Origin of the sequence: Rhodopseudomonas sp. AAP120, assembly GCF_001295845.1 — a bacterium.
Classification (GTDB): Bacteria; Pseudomonadota; Alphaproteobacteria; order Rhizobiales; family Xanthobacteraceae; genus Rhodopseudomonas.
The window spans coordinates 1-15,452 of record NZ_LJIC01000105.1 but is presented as its reverse complement, the minus strand read 5'-3'; the positions used below and the strand labels follow the sequence as shown (position 1 = coordinate 15,452).

13 protein-coding genes are annotated in these 15,452 nt (G+C 64.5%); 10 read left to right on the top strand and 3 right to left on the bottom strand.

Features of this window, described 5'->3' with window-relative positions; all coding sequences use genetic code 11:
* Positions 1–2: 2 nt before the first annotated feature.
* Positions 3–590, bottom strand: coding sequence for an ANTAR domain-containing response regulator (locus IP86_RS16825; RefSeq protein ID WP_054163690.1), 588 nt, complete (start codon positions 588–590; stop codon positions 3–5).
* Positions 587–1,744 carry a transporter substrate-binding domain-containing protein gene (locus IP86_RS16820; protein WP_054163689.1) on the bottom strand — a complete coding sequence of 386 codons (1,158 nt, stop codon included), beginning with the start codon at positions 1,742–1,744 and terminating at the stop codon, positions 587–589. Before IP86_RS16820 ends, IP86_RS16825 begins: the two co-directional genes overlap by 4 nt.
* Positions 1,745–2,149: 405 nt before the next feature.
* Here IP86_RS16820 and IP86_RS16815 point away from each other — a divergent pair, with 405 nt between their 5' ends.
* From IP86_RS16815 to IP86_RS16775, 9 genes are all read left to right on the top strand, one after another.
* Positions 2,150–3,550 (top strand): amidase, encoded by a 1,401-nt coding sequence (locus IP86_RS16815; RefSeq protein WP_156332536.1) that lies wholly within the window; start codon positions 2,150–2,152, stop codon positions 3,548–3,550.
* 16 nt (positions 3,551–3,566) lie between these two features.
* Positions 3,567–4,565 carry an acetamidase/formamidase family protein gene (locus IP86_RS16810; protein WP_054163687.1) on the top strand — a complete coding sequence of 333 codons (999 nt, stop codon included), beginning with the start codon at positions 3,567–3,569 and terminating at the stop codon, positions 4,563–4,565.
* A 33-nt stretch (positions 4,566–4,598) separates the two neighbouring features.
* Positions 4,599–5,837 carry an urea ABC transporter substrate-binding protein gene (locus IP86_RS16805; protein ID WP_054163686.1) on the top strand — a complete coding sequence of 413 codons (1,239 nt, stop codon included), beginning with the start codon at positions 4,599–4,601 and terminating at the stop codon, positions 5,835–5,837.
* A gap of 134 nt (positions 5,838–5,971) precedes the next feature.
* The gene (locus IP86_RS16800; RefSeq protein ID WP_054163685.1) at positions 5,972–6,838 is read left to right on the top strand and encodes an ABC transporter permease subunit; all 867 of its coding nucleotides are present in this window, start codon (positions 5,972–5,974) and stop codon (positions 6,836–6,838) included.
* Positions 6,839–6,851: 13 nt separating this feature from the next.
* A complete protein-coding gene (locus IP86_RS16795) occupies positions 6,852–7,925 on the top strand; it encodes a branched-chain amino acid ABC transporter permease (protein ID WP_054163709.1) in 1,074 nt (357 codons plus the stop codon).
* Positions 7,926–7,927: 2 nt separating this feature from the next.
* Positions 7,928–8,647: an ABC transporter ATP-binding protein gene (locus tag IP86_RS16790; RefSeq protein WP_054163684.1), complete on the top strand. Its 720-nt coding sequence runs from the start codon at positions 7,928–7,930 to the stop codon at positions 8,645–8,647.
* On the top strand, positions 8,637–9,362 hold the full coding sequence (locus IP86_RS16785) for an ABC transporter ATP-binding protein (RefSeq protein WP_082364061.1): 726 nt from the start codon (positions 8,637–8,639) through the stop codon (positions 9,360–9,362). Before IP86_RS16790 ends, IP86_RS16785 begins: the two co-directional genes overlap by 11 nt.
* Positions 9,363–9,431: 69 nt before the next feature.
* Entirely contained in the window at positions 9,432–10,193 is a 762-nt protein-coding gene (locus IP86_RS16780) for an SDR family NAD(P)-dependent oxidoreductase (RefSeq protein ID WP_054163683.1), read from the top strand.
* Positions 10,194–10,421: 228 nt separating this feature from the next.
* Positions 10,422–11,822 (top strand): amidase, encoded by a 1,401-nt coding sequence (locus tag IP86_RS16775; protein ID WP_054163682.1) that lies wholly within the window; start codon positions 10,422–10,424, stop codon positions 11,820–11,822.
* A 15-nt stretch (positions 11,823–11,837) separates the two neighbouring features.
* On the opposite strand, the gene IP86_RS16770 is transcribed toward IP86_RS16775, so the two are convergent.
* Positions 11,838–13,766: a sigma 54-interacting transcriptional regulator gene (locus tag IP86_RS16770; RefSeq protein ID WP_054163681.1), complete on the bottom strand. Its 1,929-nt coding sequence runs from the start codon at positions 13,764–13,766 to the stop codon at positions 11,838–11,840.
* Between the two features lie 190 nt (positions 13,767–13,956).
* Here IP86_RS16770 and IP86_RS16765 point away from each other — a divergent pair, with 190 nt between their 5' ends.
* On the top strand, positions 13,957–15,342 hold the full coding sequence (locus IP86_RS16765; protein WP_054163680.1) for a CmpA/NrtA family ABC transporter substrate-binding protein: 1,386 nt from the start codon (positions 13,957–13,959) through the stop codon (positions 15,340–15,342).
* The last annotated feature ends 110 nt before the right edge of the window (positions 15,343–15,452 follow it).

The window sequence follows — 15,452 nt, the reverse complement described above, 5'->3', positions numbered from 1 at the left end:
AGCTAGCCGGTGGCGCGGGCGAGCGGATCTTGCGCGACGAGTTCGGCGGCGAGTTGCTCGATGGTCTTGCGCTGCTCCATCGCCATCCGCCGCAGCAGCGCGAAGGCGGCCGGCTCGGGCAGGCCCTGCGCGTGCATGATCTGCACCAGGGCGGCAAGGACCACGCGCCGCGCCCGCATCCGCGCATCCATCTTGCTGAGCTGTTGCTTCAATTCATTGGTCCGCGTGACGCGTTCGAACGCCATCACCACGGCCGCATAGATGCCGGCGGATCGCAGTGGCTTGACCAGGAATGACGCCGGGTCGAGATCGAGCACCAGCTTCAGCCGGCTCGGCGTTTCGGTGCCGAGCAGGACGATGACGGCGCAGCCTTCCGGAAGCGGGCAATTCTCCACACCGGCGATCGGCAGATGATCATCGTCGATCAGCACGATGTCGGCAGCGCAAGCCGGCGTTTCGCCTGGGGCCCAGCTGACCATCTCGATGCCGAGGCGATCGAACTGACGCCGGACGATCGAAGCGTCGCGCTCGTCCTTGATGGCGAGCAGGGCCTTGCGACCGCGCAGTGAAAACGACGACGGCTTGCTCATTTGACGATCCTCAGGTGAGGCGCATGGGGAGCCCGTCCGTCCTTCGACGGCCGGACCGCGACATCGAGTTGCGACAAATAAGGGTCGGGCTTCACGGGAGCGTCCGCTTCCCAGAAGATATCGAACTGCCCGCTGGCGTTGGACACCGCCAGCCGTGGCGTAAGGACGCAGTGGTTGTTATCGCCGTCGATCCACACCGGACCTTGCGGCGAGTCGTAACGATGCCCGGCAGCGGCACGTCGCACCTCGGCGACATTCGCTGTGCCGGCGCGCTGGATCGCCCGCGCCAGCAGAAACACTGCCACATAGGCCGACTGTCCGTCGACCGAGGGACTGCTGTCATCGCCGTAGCGCGCCTTCCACCGCGCCACGAAGGCGCGATTTTCCGGCAGACGGATACTTTCGAAATAGGCCGACGAGGTGATGCAGCCGGCGCCCGCCGCGCCGACGATCTTCAGCTCCGGCTCGCACAGGCTGCAGCTCAGCATCGGAATGCTCAGGCCATTGGTCGCCGCGTGAAAGGCGCGGATGAAGTCGTAGCTCGAACTGCCGACCAGGGTGTTGAACACGATCGGTGGCCGCTTGCGGACGATCTCGTCGACGATGTGCTCGACGCGGCTCTCGCCGAGTTCGAGCAGCCGCTCCGCGACGATGCGGCCGTCGGAGGCGGTCACCAATTCGCGGGTGACGCGATTGGTTTCCCACGTCCAGATGTAATTGGAGCCGACGCAGAACAGCTGCCGCGACAGATTGTCGAGCACATAGCGCACCAGCGGCACGACATTGTGGTTCGGCGAAGCGCCGACATACATCACGTTGTCGGAGCACTCGAAGCCTTCATAGCGAGCCGGATACCACAGCAGCCGTTCGGTGCGTTCGACGATCGGCAGCACCTGCTTGCGCGCTGCGGAGGTGTAGCAGCCGACGATGTGATCGACGCCGACATTGCGGATCAGGTCGTCGCAGGCCGTGTGATAGTCGCCGAGCACGCCGCCTGGATCGCGAACATGCGCTTGGAGGCTGAAATCGAATTCGGAACTGCTATTGACCTCGTCGACAGCCATCAGCGCCGATTTCAGGATTTCGCGGCCCATCGCCTGATACGGACCGGACGTCGACGATATTATCCCGACCGGAATCGAAGGTTTCGACATGAAGCATCGTCACTCGCGCAAGGCGTGCATGAGACCATCAAGTGCACGAACTGATCAAGAGCGGCGCTGCTGATTTGCTGCGCAGCACTCGTGCAGGATTTGTGCATGCTCACGCGTTGACATCGCGAACCTCCCCAACCTAGACTTTCGTTGTCAGGTGACAATCGAATTGAGTTTGAATTTGGCCGACGACGTCCGAATTCAAGCATGAAACTAGCGTTCGACTAAGCACCTGCGCGACAGACCATAGCCGCGGCATTCGAGCCATTCGCGCCTCGTTTCGAGGAGCGGGTGGCTTTTTTCGTTTGTCGCTCGAAACCAATTTGGCGACGCAGGCGCGTCGCCGGAACGTTGCTGCACGCCCGGCGAATGCCGCGCGATGTCGGCACATCGGGAGTGAATGCATTGGGGACGACAGATCTTCACTATCGCGGACTCGTCGAGATCGGCCAGGACATTCAGGCGAGGAAGCTGTCTCCGGTCGAAGTCACCAAGGTGATGCTGCAACGCATCGAGAAGCTTGACGGCGCGTTGAAGAGCTATGCGTTCGTCTCGCCTGAATCAGCGTTGGCCGACGCTGCGCTGGCCGAGAAGGAAATCGCCGCCGGCAAGGTGAAAGGGCCGCTGCACGGCGTGCCGATCGCCGTGAAGGATCTGTGCTGGGTCAAGGGCATGCCGGCCGCGCACGGCATGACGATCCATCGCGACTTCATGCCGGGCGAAGACGCCACCGTGGTGGTTCGCCTCAAGGACGCCGGCGCGATCATTCTCGGCAAGCTGCAGCAGACCGAAGGCGCCTACGCCGATCATCATCCCAAGATCGATCCGCCTAAGAATCCCTGGGACAAGCAACTGTGGTCGGGCGCATCGTCGAGTGGATCCGGCTCGGCGACCGCGGCCGGGCTGTGCTTCGGCTCGCTCGGCACCGACACCGGCGGCTCCATCCGGTTTCCATCGGCAGCGAACGGCATCACCGGGCTGAAGCCGACCTGGGGGCGTGTCAGCCGCTACGGCGCCTACGAACTCGCCGCCACGCTCGATCACATCGGCCCGATGGCGCGCAGCGCGGTCGATTGCGGCGCCATGCTCGGTGTCATCGCCGGCGCCGATCCGCACGACACCACGGCGGTGCCACTGCCGGTGCCGAACTACACGGCCAATCTTTCCGGTGATTTGAAGGGCGTGGTGATCGGCGTCGATCGGCGCTGGACCTCGCAGGGCACCGACGAAGCCGCCGTCAAGGTGCTCGACGATGCGCTACGCGTGGCCAAGGATCTCGGCGCCACCATAAAGGACATCACTTTCCCGGACGCGCAGGCGGTGACCGATGACTGGTTCCCGCTGTGCGGCATCGAGGCCGCGGTGGCGCACGAAGCGACCTATCCGGCACGCAAAGACGAATACGGTCCCGGCCTCGCCGGCCTTCTCGATCTCGGCCTGCAGCAATCCGGCACGGACTATCAGAAGATCGTGCTGCGGCGGGAAGCGTTCCGCGGCGCGCTGCGGGCGCTGTTCGAGACGGTCGATCTGATCGCGGTGCCGGCGCAGGCCTATGCGGCGCCGACGCTCGCCAAGATGGCGTCGCTTGGCGAGGACCCTTCGCTGATCGGTGGCCTGCTGCGCTTCACCTGTCCATTCGACATGACCGGCAGTCCGACCATCACGCTGCCCGGCGGCTTCGCGCCCAATGGAGGTCCGGTGGCGTTCCAGTTCGTCGGCCGTCACTTTGACGAGGGGCGTCTTGTCGCCGCCGGCGACGCCTTCCAGCGCGCCACCGACTGGCACAAGCGCCATCCGTCTCTCTGAGATTCGAGGAGTTCACATGTCATCCGAAGAGTGGCTGAAGAGTTCGATCATGGCGGCGCGCGGCGTCGCCAAGGGCGCGACCGGCGCGACCCACAGCTTGACGATCGAGCAGCAGGGACCGTTTCATTACGTCTATGGGCCCTATGCGAAGCCGACGCTGTCGATCGAGCCAGGCTCGGTCGTCGTGGTCGAGACTGAGGACGCGTTCGGCGGCGTCATCACCAGCGAAACCCACAGCCCGACTGCGAAGCTGAACTTCCCCTATCTCAACCCGCAATGCGGCCCGATCGCCGTGAACGGCGCCAAGAAGGGGGATTGCCTCGCCATCTACATCCGCGACGTCGAGACCCGCGGCGAGCAGCCGGCCGGCACCACCTGCATCATGCCGGAGTTCGGCGGTCTGGTCGGCACGGCGGCGACGGCGCTGCTCAACCCGCCGCTACCCGAGCGCGTCAAGAAACTCCACGTCGACCGTAGCGGCGTGAAGTGGAGCGACAAGATCACGCTGCCCTACGAACCGTTCATCGGCACCATCGGCGTGTCGCCGGAGATCGAGGCGATCTCGTCGCTGCAGCCGGACTATCACGGCGGCAACATGGATCTGCCCGACGTCGCGCCCGGCGCGGTGATCTACTTCCCGGTGCATACCGACGGCGGCATGCTCTATGTCGGCGACTGCCACGCCACGCAAGGTGACGGCGAATTGTCGGGCGTCGCGCTCGAACAGCGCGCGACTGTGACGCTGCAGGTCGATCTAATCAAAAACTGGAGCTTCGCCTGGCCGCGGCTGGAGACCAAGGACTTCATCATGACGATCGGTAGCGCCCGTCCGCTCGAAGACGCGGCACGTATCGCCTATCGCGAGCTGACGCGCTGGATGGCGTCCGACTACGGCTTCGACGAGATCGACGCCTACATGCTGCTCAGCCAGGCCGGCCGCATCCGCCTCGGCAACATGGTCGACCCCAAATACACGATGGGCGCGTCGATCCTGAAGAACTACCTGAAGACCTAACTCACCGGCTTTCCGACAAGGGGACGATCAGACATGCACAAGAGATATCTGCTCCGCACGGCCTTGCTCGGCCTCGCGCTCGGCGCCGCTGCGCCGTTCGCCGCCCATGCGGCCGATCCGCCGCTCAAGGTCGGCCTGCTCGAAGACATCTCCGGCGACCTCGCCTTCATGGGGATGCCAAAGCTGCACGGCTCGCAGCTCGCGGTCGAGGAGATCAACAAGAGCGGCGGCATCATGGGCCGGCAGATCGAGCTGATCCATCTCGATCCGCAAGGCGACAACGCGCGTTATCAGGAATTCGCGCGCCGCCTGCTCAACCGCGACAAGGTCGACGTGCTGATCGGCGGCATCACCTCGGCGTCGCGCGAAGCCGTGCGGCCGATCGTCGACCGCACCACCACGCCGTATTTCTACACCAACCAGTATGAAGGCGGCGTCTGCGACGCCAGCATGATCAGCATGGGCGCGGTGCCCGAGCAGCAGTTCTCGACGCTGATCCCCTGGATGGTCGAGAAGTTCGGCAAGAAGGTCTACGTCATCGCCGCCGACTACAATTTCGGCCAGATCTCGGCCGAGTGGAACCGCAAGATCATGAAGGATCTCGGCGGCGAAGTCGTTGGCGAGGAGTTCATCCCGCTCGGCGTCTCGCAATTCGCCCAGACTATCCAGAACATCCAGAAGGCCAAGCCGGACTGGTTGCTGACCATCAATGTCGGCGCCGCGCAGGATTCGTTCTTCGAACAGGCCGCAGCAGCCAATCTCAATCTGCCGATGGGCTCGTCCATCAAGGTGATGCTTGGCTTCGAGCACAAGCGCTTCAAGCCGCCGGCGCTCAACAACATGCACGCCACCGCCAATTGGTTCGAGGAAATCGATACGCCGGAAGCCAACGAGTTCAAGAAGCGCTGGAAGGCCAAGTTCCCGGACGAGATGTACATCAACGACATGGGCTACAACGCTTACAACGCGCTTTACATGTACAAAACGCTGGTGGAGAAGGCGAAGTCGACCAAGCTCGAAGATCTGCGCAAGGTCATCGCCACCGGCGACGCCTGCATCGATGCGCCTGAAGGCAAAGTCTGCATCGATCCAAAAAGCCAGCACACCTCGCACCGCATGCGGCTGATCTCGGTCGGCCCGAAGCACGAGGTCAAGGTCGAGAAGGACTACGGCACGATCCAGCCGTATTGGCTCGGCGAGATCGGCTGCGATCTCACCAAGAAGAACGACAAGGATCAGTACACGCCGAGCCATCTGCCCAAGAAGTCGTGAGTGTGATGGCTATAGCTCCCGCCACGCGCAGCGGCATCGAACTTGCCAGACCTTTGAGGCTGATCGCGTGACGGATCACAACGATATCGGCGCCGCTCTGCGGCGGCGCCGATCCTCGCAACCAGGAGACCTCGATGTCGGCTGAAGTATTCTCGGTCTTCTATCAGTTCGCCGACGTCTTCGCCTTTCTGATCCTCTCGGCCGCCGGCCTCGCCATCGTGTTCGGCATGATGGGCGTGATCAACATGGCGCATGGCGAGTTCATCATGTGCGGCGCCTACGTCACGGTCGGCCTCGTCAATCTTGGTGTGCCGCTGCCGATCGCCCAGATCGCCGCCGCGATCACCGCCGGGCTGATCGGCGTGGTCGTCGAATATTTCGTCGTCCGTCGCTTCTATAAGCGTCCGCTGGACTCGCTGCTCGCGACCTGGGGGCTGAGCCTGATCGTCACCCAGTCGATGCTGCTGATTGTCGGCTCGTCGATCCGCGGCATCGGCACGCCCGAAGGCAGCTTCGCGATTGGTGCCTACACGTTCTCGACTTATCGCTTGGTGCTGTTCGGCGCCGCTGTCGCGGTGCTGGTGGGGCTCTATATCGTATTCATGAAGACCCGGTTCGGCGTGATCGCGCGGGCCACGATGCAGAACGCTGCGATGGCGCGGGCGCTCGGCGCGCGCACCGGGCGCATCTACGCGATCAGCTTCGGCATCGGCGCCGGGCTCGCGGGCCTGTGCGGCGCGCTGTATGCGCCGACCATGACGCTGATTCCGACGATGGGCGCGACCTTCGTGGTCGAAAGCTTCGTCACCGTGGTGATCGGTGGCGCCAACGTGCTGCTCGGCACCGCGCCGGCGGCGCTGCTGCTGGCGGCGATCCGGATGACGCTGAATGCGAGCTACGGCCAGATCATCGGCCAGATCGGCATGCTGGTGGCGGTCATCCTGATCATCCGGGTGCTGCCGGAAGGATTATCCAGCGTGCTGGCGCGGCGTGGACGTTGAGCGGAGAGAGATGATGTTCAGACTGCTCGAAGGTCCTCAGACACTGGGGCGCGGTCCGATGTTCTGGGGCTGCTTCATCGCCATCCTGGCCGGCGCGCTGATCTATCCGCTGTTCGCCGACTCCTACGATGTCGGCAACTTCTCCTACTTCCTGATCTGGATCTTCATGGCGCTCGGGCTGTGCCTGATGTGGGGCTATGGCGGCATGCTGTCGTTCGGCCAGACGCTGTTCTTCGGCATCGCCGGCTATGCGTACGGCGTGCTGGCGATCAACATGGGCGGCGGCACCACCACGATCGCGGCGCTGCTGCTGTCGGTCGTGGTGGCGATGATCGCCGCCGGAATCCTCGGTTATTTCATGATCTGGGGCGGCATCAACGGCATCTTCTTCGGCATCGTCACGCTGTCGGCGACGCTGGTGCTGGCATTCTTCCTCGGCCAGACGGCCGGGCCGGAGTGGCATATCGGCGACGCGCGGCTCAACGGCTTCAACGGCATGAAGGGCATGGATCCGCTGGCGATCGGCGACCTCTATATCGAAGGCTCGGCGCTTTACTACGTGATGGTGGCGCTGATCGTGATCGTCTATCTGGCGCTGCGCATGCTGGTGAATTCCGGCATCGGCAACGTCATCGTCGCTACCCGCGAGAATCCGCAGCGCGCCGAAATGCTCGGCTACGATGTCCGTAAATATCAGTTGTTGACCTTCGTGCTCGGCAGCGGTCTCGCCGGGCTGTCGGGCGCGCTCTACACCTCATGGGGGCAGTTCATCACGCCGTCGAGCATCGGCCTGCCTGCGGCGGCGATGCCGATCGTGTGGGTGGCGTTCTCCGGGCGCAGCGATCTCACGGCGACGCTGGTCGGCTCCTTCCTGCTGCTATTCGGCTTCCAGACCATCACAGTTTACAGCCAGCAGGCCGCGCTGGTGCTGATGGGGGCGCTGCTGCTCGCCACCGTGATGGCGGCACCGCAGGGCTTCGTGCTCGGAATCGGCAAATTCGTGGCGGATCGGTTGAGCGGGCGCGGCAAACGAACCGCGGTCACAGATTTGCCAGCACAGTCCAAACTCAAGACGGACGAGGCCTGATCATGTCCCTCGTCGAAGTCAAAGGCGTCACCAAGCGGTTCGGCGGCCTCACCGCCGTGTCCGATGTCGATCTCACCGTGAAGGCCGGCGAAGTGCATTGCCTGATCGGCCCGAACGGCGCAGGCAAGAGCACGCTGTTCAAGCTGATCGTCGGGTTGTTTCCGCCGACCAATGGCAGCATCCTGTTCGATTCGGTCGACGTCACCGCCGAGCGGCCATTCGCGCGCGTTCAGCGCGGCATGAGCATCAAGATGCAGGCGCCGAGCGTGTTCAAGGAACTGCCGGTGCAGCAGAACATTCAGATCGCGCTGCAAGACCGCGTCACCGGCGCCGAGCGCGCGCTCGAAGAGCAGCGCTTGCTTGAATTGCTCGGTCTCGCCACCGACGCCGGAAAGATGGCGGGCGCGTTGTCGCACGGCCAGCAGCAATGGCTGGAGATCGGCATGGCGCTTGCGCTGCGGCCGCAGCTGTTGTTGCTGGACGAGCCGACCGCCGGCATGTCCCCGGAAGAAACCTACAAGACCGGCGAACTGATCAAGTCGTTCAACGCCGAGGGCATGACGGTGCTGGTGGTCGAGCACGACATGGCGTTCGTCCGCCAGATCGCGCAGCGCGTCACCGTGCTGCACCTCGGCAAGATCTTCGCGCGCGGCAGTCTCGACGAGATTCTCAACGACGAGCAGGTCGCCGAAATCTATCTTGGGAAAACCCATGCCCACTGAGCGCGCGCCGGCCGATCGCATCCTCGACGTCAGCGGCCTGTGGGCCGGCTACGGCGCCACGCCGATCCTGCAGGGCGTCGACATGACGGTGTATCGCGGCGAGATCGTCGGCGTGATCGGCCGCAACGGCGTCGGCAAATCGACGCTGATGCGCTGCATCATCGGCCTGCTGGATAGCTGGCGCGGTTCGATCAGCTTCATGGATCGCGACGTCACGCCGCTGCAAGCGGACGCGCGGGCGCGCGCCGGTTTCGGCTACATCCCGCAGGGCCGCGACGTGTTTCCGCAAATGACAGTCGAGGAAAATCTGCAGGTCGGCGAGCTGATCGGCGGACCGAAGGGCAAGAAGCTGCCCGAGCTGGTCTACGAGTATTTCCCGCGGCTGAAGGAGCGGCGCAAGCAGGCGGCCGGCACGATGTCGGGCGGCGAGCAGCAGCAGCTGGCGATCGGGCGGGCACTGATCGGCAATCCGGCGTTGATGATCCTCGACGAGCCGTCGGAGGGCATCCAGCCGTCGATCGTGCAACATATCTGCGAGGCGCTGAAATCGTTCAGGGACGAGCTCGGCACCACCATCGTGTTCGTCGAGCAGAATCTCGACACCATCCTGGCGATCGCGCAGCGCTGCTACATCATGGAAAAGGGCCGGATCACCCATTCGCTGGTCGGCGACGAGGTCAACGAAGACAAGGTGCGGGCGCAGCTGCTGCTGTGAGCAGCAGGGGCGCCACAAAGCTTAGTATCAATGCGTGCGGCGGCGCGCGCGACAGCAGGGGAGCATGAGATGGATCTGGGTTTGAAGGGCGCCAAGGTGCTGGTCACCGGCGGCACCAAAGGCATCGGCCGTGCGGTCGCCGAGACGTTCGCGGCTGAGGGCGCCGACGTCGGCATCTGCGCCCGCAACGTTGCCGAGGTCGACGCGACGATCACGGCGCTGAAGGCGAAGGGCGTCGCGGCGTTTGGCGGCGCGGTCGATGTCGCCAACGGGCCGGCGCTGAAGGCCTGGGTTGCCGACATGGCCGCCAAGCTCGGCGGCATCGACGTGATCGTCGCCAATGTCAGCGCGCTGGCGATTGGGCAGGACGAAGAGAGCTGGGAGAAGGAATTCGCCACCGACATGATGGGCACGGTGCGGCTGGTCGATGCGGCGATGCCGTATCTGGAAAAGAGCGGCGCCGGGGCGATCGTCACCATCTCCAGCGTCTCGGGCCGCGAAGTCGATTTCGCCGCCGGGCCCTACGGCACCTTCAAGGCCGCGATCATCCACTACACCCAAGGCCTCGCCTATCAGCTCGCCGCCAAGAACATTCGCGCCAACTCGGTGTCGCCGGGCAATACGTATTTCGAGGGCGGCGTCTGGAATCAGATCAAGGACGGCAACCCCGAGCTGTACAACGCCGCGCTCGCGCTGAACCCGACCGGCCGCATGGGCACCCCGCAGGAGATGGCCAACGCGGTGGTGTTCCTCGGCAGCAAGGCGGCGAGCTTTATCACCGGCACCAATCTGGTCGTGGACGGCGCACTGACCAAGGGCGTGCAGTTCTAACAACCCCATTGCTGCTATCGACTGAATGAAGGCCTCCCCCGTCATTGCGAGCGAAGCGAAGCAATCCAGAGGTCCCATGCGCGCCGCTGGATTGCTTCGTCGGCTCCGCCTCCTCGCAATGACGGATGGAGAGGCAGGCGCCCAGCCGGCAGGCCGATCCAATGAGAAGGCGTCGCGGCATCGATCCGCGCCGCACGAGGAAACGCACCCAACAACAAGGGGTCATCAATGACCGCGGATCTGCACTACAAATCGATCACCGAGCTCTCCGATCTCTATCGCCGCAAGGAGCTGAAGCCGTCCGAGGTTACGCAGGCGACGCTCGATCGCATCGGGCAGTTGGACAAGCGCTTCAACGCCTACATGACTGTGCTCGGCGAACGCGCGCTGCGGCAGGCCGAGCAGGCGGATGGTGAGATCGCCAGGGGCATCAATCGCGGACCGCTACACGGCGTGCCGATAGGGTTGAAGGACCTCTGCTACACGACGTTTGCGCCGACCGGTGGCGGGACGATGATCCACGCCAAGTTCGTGCCGTCCTACAATGCAACCGTGGTCGACCGGCTCGAACTCGGCGGCGCGATTTCGATCGGCAAGCTGAAGATGACCGAGGGCGCCTACACCAGCCATCATCCGGACGACGCCGCGCCGCTCAATCCGTGGAGCGCCGATCATTGGGTCGGCTCGTCGTCAAGCGGCTCCGGCGTCGCGACCTCCGCTGGCCTGTGCTACGGCGCGATCGGCAGCGACACCGGCGGCTCGATCCGCTTTCCCTCCGCCACGTGCGGCCTCACGGGCATCAAGCCGACCTGGGGCCGCGTCAGCCGCTACGGCGTGTTTCCGCTGGCGGATTCGCTCGACCATGTCGGACCGATGTGCCGCAGCGCGGCCGACGCGGCGGCGATGCTCGGCGTCATCGCCGGCGCTGACTTAAACGACCCGACGGCGCTGCAGGCGCCGGTGCCGAACTATCTGGCGCAGATCGGCGGCGGCGTGCGCGGCTTGCGCATCGGCGTCGACCGCAGCTACACGCAGGACGGTATCGATCCGCAAGTGGTCAAGGCGCTGCTCGAAGCGGAGCGGGCGTTGGCGTCGCTCGGCGCCCACGTCCGCGAGGTGAAGTTCCCGGTTTACGAGAAGCTGGTGAGCCAATGGATCCCGATGTGCTCGGTCGAAACCGCCGAGGCGCATCTGGCGACCTATCAGGCGCGCAAGCAGGAGTACGGCCCGGATCTGGCGCAACTGATCGAGCAGGGCCACGCCACGACCGGTGTCGAGATCGCCGCAATCCATCATGAGCGGCTGAAATTCTCCGGGGCGCTGGCCGCGCTGTTCGAGGATATCGACCTTTTGCTGGTGCCGACCATGCCGGTGCCGATCCCGACCCTGACCAAGATGAGCGAATACGGCGCCGATCCCAACATTTTGCTGAGCATCCTGCGCTTCACCGCGGTGTTCGACTTCAGCGGCAGCCCGACGATTACGATGCCGATGGGGATGTCGGACGACGCGATGCCGCTGAGCTTCCAGCTGGTTGGGCCGCATCTGTCCGAACACGTGCTGGCGCGCGCGGGCCACGCCTATCAGTCGATCACCGATTGGCACACGCGGCGGCCGCCGATCGGATGATCGACGCCGTCGCAGTCAGCGCTGATCCAGAGCCCGGGTCGATATAGCGAGAGCCTTGATCCGCGACGCCAGCGTCGTCGGCTTGATGTCGAGCATCGCGGCGGCGCCGTCCGGGCCGAACACCTTGCCGTTACAGGCGCGTAGCGCTGCGACAATGTTGGCGCGTTCGAGATCGCGGAGTTCCGGGGCGGTCATGACTGCGGGCCGCGGCTCGACCTTCTGCTTGCTGTTCGAAGTCGCGGGGGCGCCCGAGGGTTCGGGAAGATCGAACCGCAGCCGGCCGTTCTGCGCCAGGATGGTGGCGCGCTCGATCACGTTCTGCAGTTCGCGGACGTTGCCGGGCCAGTCGTAGCGCATTAGGCGGCGGACATCGCCCTGCGACAGCCGCAGGCCGGGCTTCTGGTCGCGCCGCTCGCCATCGAGGAAATGCTGCGCCAACAGCGGAATGTCCTCGCGGCGCTCGCGCAGCGGCACCGACTCGATCGGAAACACGTTGAGCCGGAAGTACAAGTCCTCGCGAAACCGGCCGCGCTGCACCTCCTGCTTGAGATCGCGATTGGTGGCGGCGATCAGCCGAACGTCGACCTGCCGCGTCCGCTCGTCGCCGACGCGTTCGAAATGCCCCTCCTGCAACACGCGCAGCAGCTTGCCCTGCAGCTCGAGCGGAATCTCGCCGACCTCGTCGAGAAACAGCGTGCCGCCATCTGCCAGCTCGAAGCGGCCGATGCGATCGCGCAGCGCGCCGGTGAAGGCGCCGCGGGTATGGCCGAAGAACTCGCTCTCGAACAGTTCGCGCGGGATCGCCGCGCAATTGACGCGGATCAGCGGCCTCCCGCTGCGCGTACTTGCCTCGTGGATGGCGCGGGCGATCAGCTCCTTGCCGGTGCCGGATTCGCCGGTGATCAGCACAGCGGCGGCGGTGGGTGCTACCAACTTGACCTGGCGCAGCGTGGTTTGGATTGCTTCGCTCTGGCCGATGATGCCGCGCGGATTAGTCTCAATCCGGATTTCTTCCTGTAAGTAATCATTCTCGAGCTGCAGCCGTTCGCGCAACCGGTCGACCTCGGCGAGTGCGGCGTGCAGCTTCTCGTCGGCCTCGCGGCGCTGGCTGACGTCGCGAAACACGACGACCGCGCCCGCGACGTCGCCGGCCCCGTCGCGGATCGGCGTCGAGGTGTACTCGACCCAGACCGGTTTGCCGTCCTTGCGCCAGAACACTTCGCCATCGACGGTGTGTACCGCGCCGTCGCGGAATGCCGCGTAGATCGGGCAGTCGTGGTCCGGATAGGGGCGGCCGTCATGATGGCTGTGGTGCATCACCGCGTGGATCGAGCGGCCGACCAATTCCTCCGCCGACCAGCCGAGCATCCGCTCGGCGGCCGGGTTCACGAAGGTGGCCTTGCCTTCGGCATTGACGCCGTAGATGCCCTCGCCGGCGGCGGTCAGGATCAGCTGGTTCTCGCGCTCGATATCCTGGAACATCCGCTCGACGCGCTGCCATGCCGGCAGGCCATCGTGGATGTAGTCGTCGGCGGCGGCGTCCACATGGCGACGATGACGCTGCTCGAGGTCACTCATCGTCAGCAGCACCAGGGTGCGGCCCTGATGGTCCAGGCGACGGCCGGCATATTCCACGCGCAGCGCTGTCCTTGAGGCGTGGACCGGCGTCAGCGCGTGCGACCAATAGGCGCCTCGATCGAACACCGCCTGGGTGAACACGATCAGGGTCGGAAATTGCTGCGCCTCGTGCAGCGCGCTGATCCGCATCGCCAGCAAGCTGGGGCGGTCGTGGCCGAGCAGCGTGCAAGCCGCTGTATTGACGTCGACAATCCGGTCGGCCGCCGGATCGAGCAGTAAGGCTGCTTCCGGCAGACTTCCGAACGCAGTCGCGCGCAATTGCGGATCACCAAAGGCATCCGCTGTATCGACGAGCTCGACCTCCATTTGAACTCCGATATTTCGTAATCCATTTACGAGATTTCGTATATTACGAAATCTCGAACTCCGCAAATCGCGACAAATGCTCGAAAAGCTGGTGGGTCGCCCCTGGCATGCTCTTTGCGTTTGCTAGGCAGAACGATCGGCGACTCTGCGCATCGCCCGATCTCCGGCCGCATCACCGCAGGAGAGTCCCATGTCCACATTTGACAATCCGTTCGATCCCAATCGCCGCCTCGGCGGCGGGTGCAGTTGTGGCAAACATGCGACCGAGGCCGACCATGCCGCCGACGCCGCGGCACTGGCGCAGCAGCCGATGGTGCAGAGCGAAGACAAGCGCTTCGAGGGCGTCGTCGCCTCGGCGGTGATGCGGGCGATGTTTCCGCAGGACGCCTCGCGCCGCGCCTTTCTGAAGGCGGTCGGCGCCGGCTCCGCGCTGGCAGCGCTGTCGCAGTTCTTCCCGCTGGCGACCGCGACCGAAGTGTTCGCCCAAGGCGGTCCGCTGGAGAAGAAGGACCTCAAGGTCGGCTTCATCCCGATTACTTGCGCGACGCCGATCATCATGGGCGCGCCGATGGGCTTCTACGCCAAGCACGGCCTCAACGTCGAAGTCGTCAAGACGGCGGGCTGGGCGGTGATCCGCGACAAGACGATGAACAAGGAATACGACGCGGCCCACATGCTGGCGCCGATGCCGATCGCGATCTCGCTCGGGCTCGGCGCCAATGCGGTGCCGTTCACCGTGCCGGCGATCGAGAACATCAACGGCCAGGGCATCACGCTCGCGACCAAGCACAAGGACAAGCGCGATCCGAAGCTGTGGAAGGGCATGAAGCTCGCGGTGCCGTTCGACTATTCGATGCACAACTATCTGCTGCGCTATTACTTGGCGGAGCACGGCCTCGATCCGGATCAGGACGTCCAGATCCGCTCGGTGCCTCCGCCCGAGATGGTCGCCAATCTGCGCGCCGACAATATCGACGGCTTCCTGGCGCCCGACAACATCTGCCAGCGCGCCATCTATGACGGCGTCGGCTTTATGCACATCCTGTCCAAGGAGATCTGGGACGGGCATCCGTGCTGCAGCTTCGCGGCCAGCCGTGAGTTCATCACCACTGCGCCGAATTCGTTCGCGGCGCTGACCCGCGCCATCGTCGACGCCACCGCCTATGCGTCGAAGGCGGAGAACCGCAAGTCGATCGCCGAGGCGATCGCGCCCGCCAACTATCTCAACGCGCCGGTGACGGTGGTCGAGCAGGTGCTGACCGGCACCTATGCGGACGGCCTCGGCGAGGTGAAGACCGATCCGAAGCGGGTCGATTTCGATCCGTTCCCGTGGCAGTCGTTCGCGGTGTGGATCATGACCCAGATGAAGCGCTGGGGCCAGATCAAGGGCGACGTCGACTACAAGGCTGTTGCCGAGCAGGTCTTCCTCGCCACCGACACCGCCAAGGTGATGAAGGACATGGGTCTGACGCCGCCCACCACGGCGTACAAGTCCTTCACCGTGATGGGCAAGAGCTTCGATCCGCAGAAGCCGGACGATTATCTGGCCAGCTTCAAGATCAAGAAGGCGTCCTGATGTTGCGGCTGGCGCCAGCCCCTTCACCTCTCCCCGTGCGCGGGGAGAGGTCGACGCGCACAAGCGCGGCGGGTGAGGGGGCCTCTCATCGTGCCCGGCCTGTGTGGCAG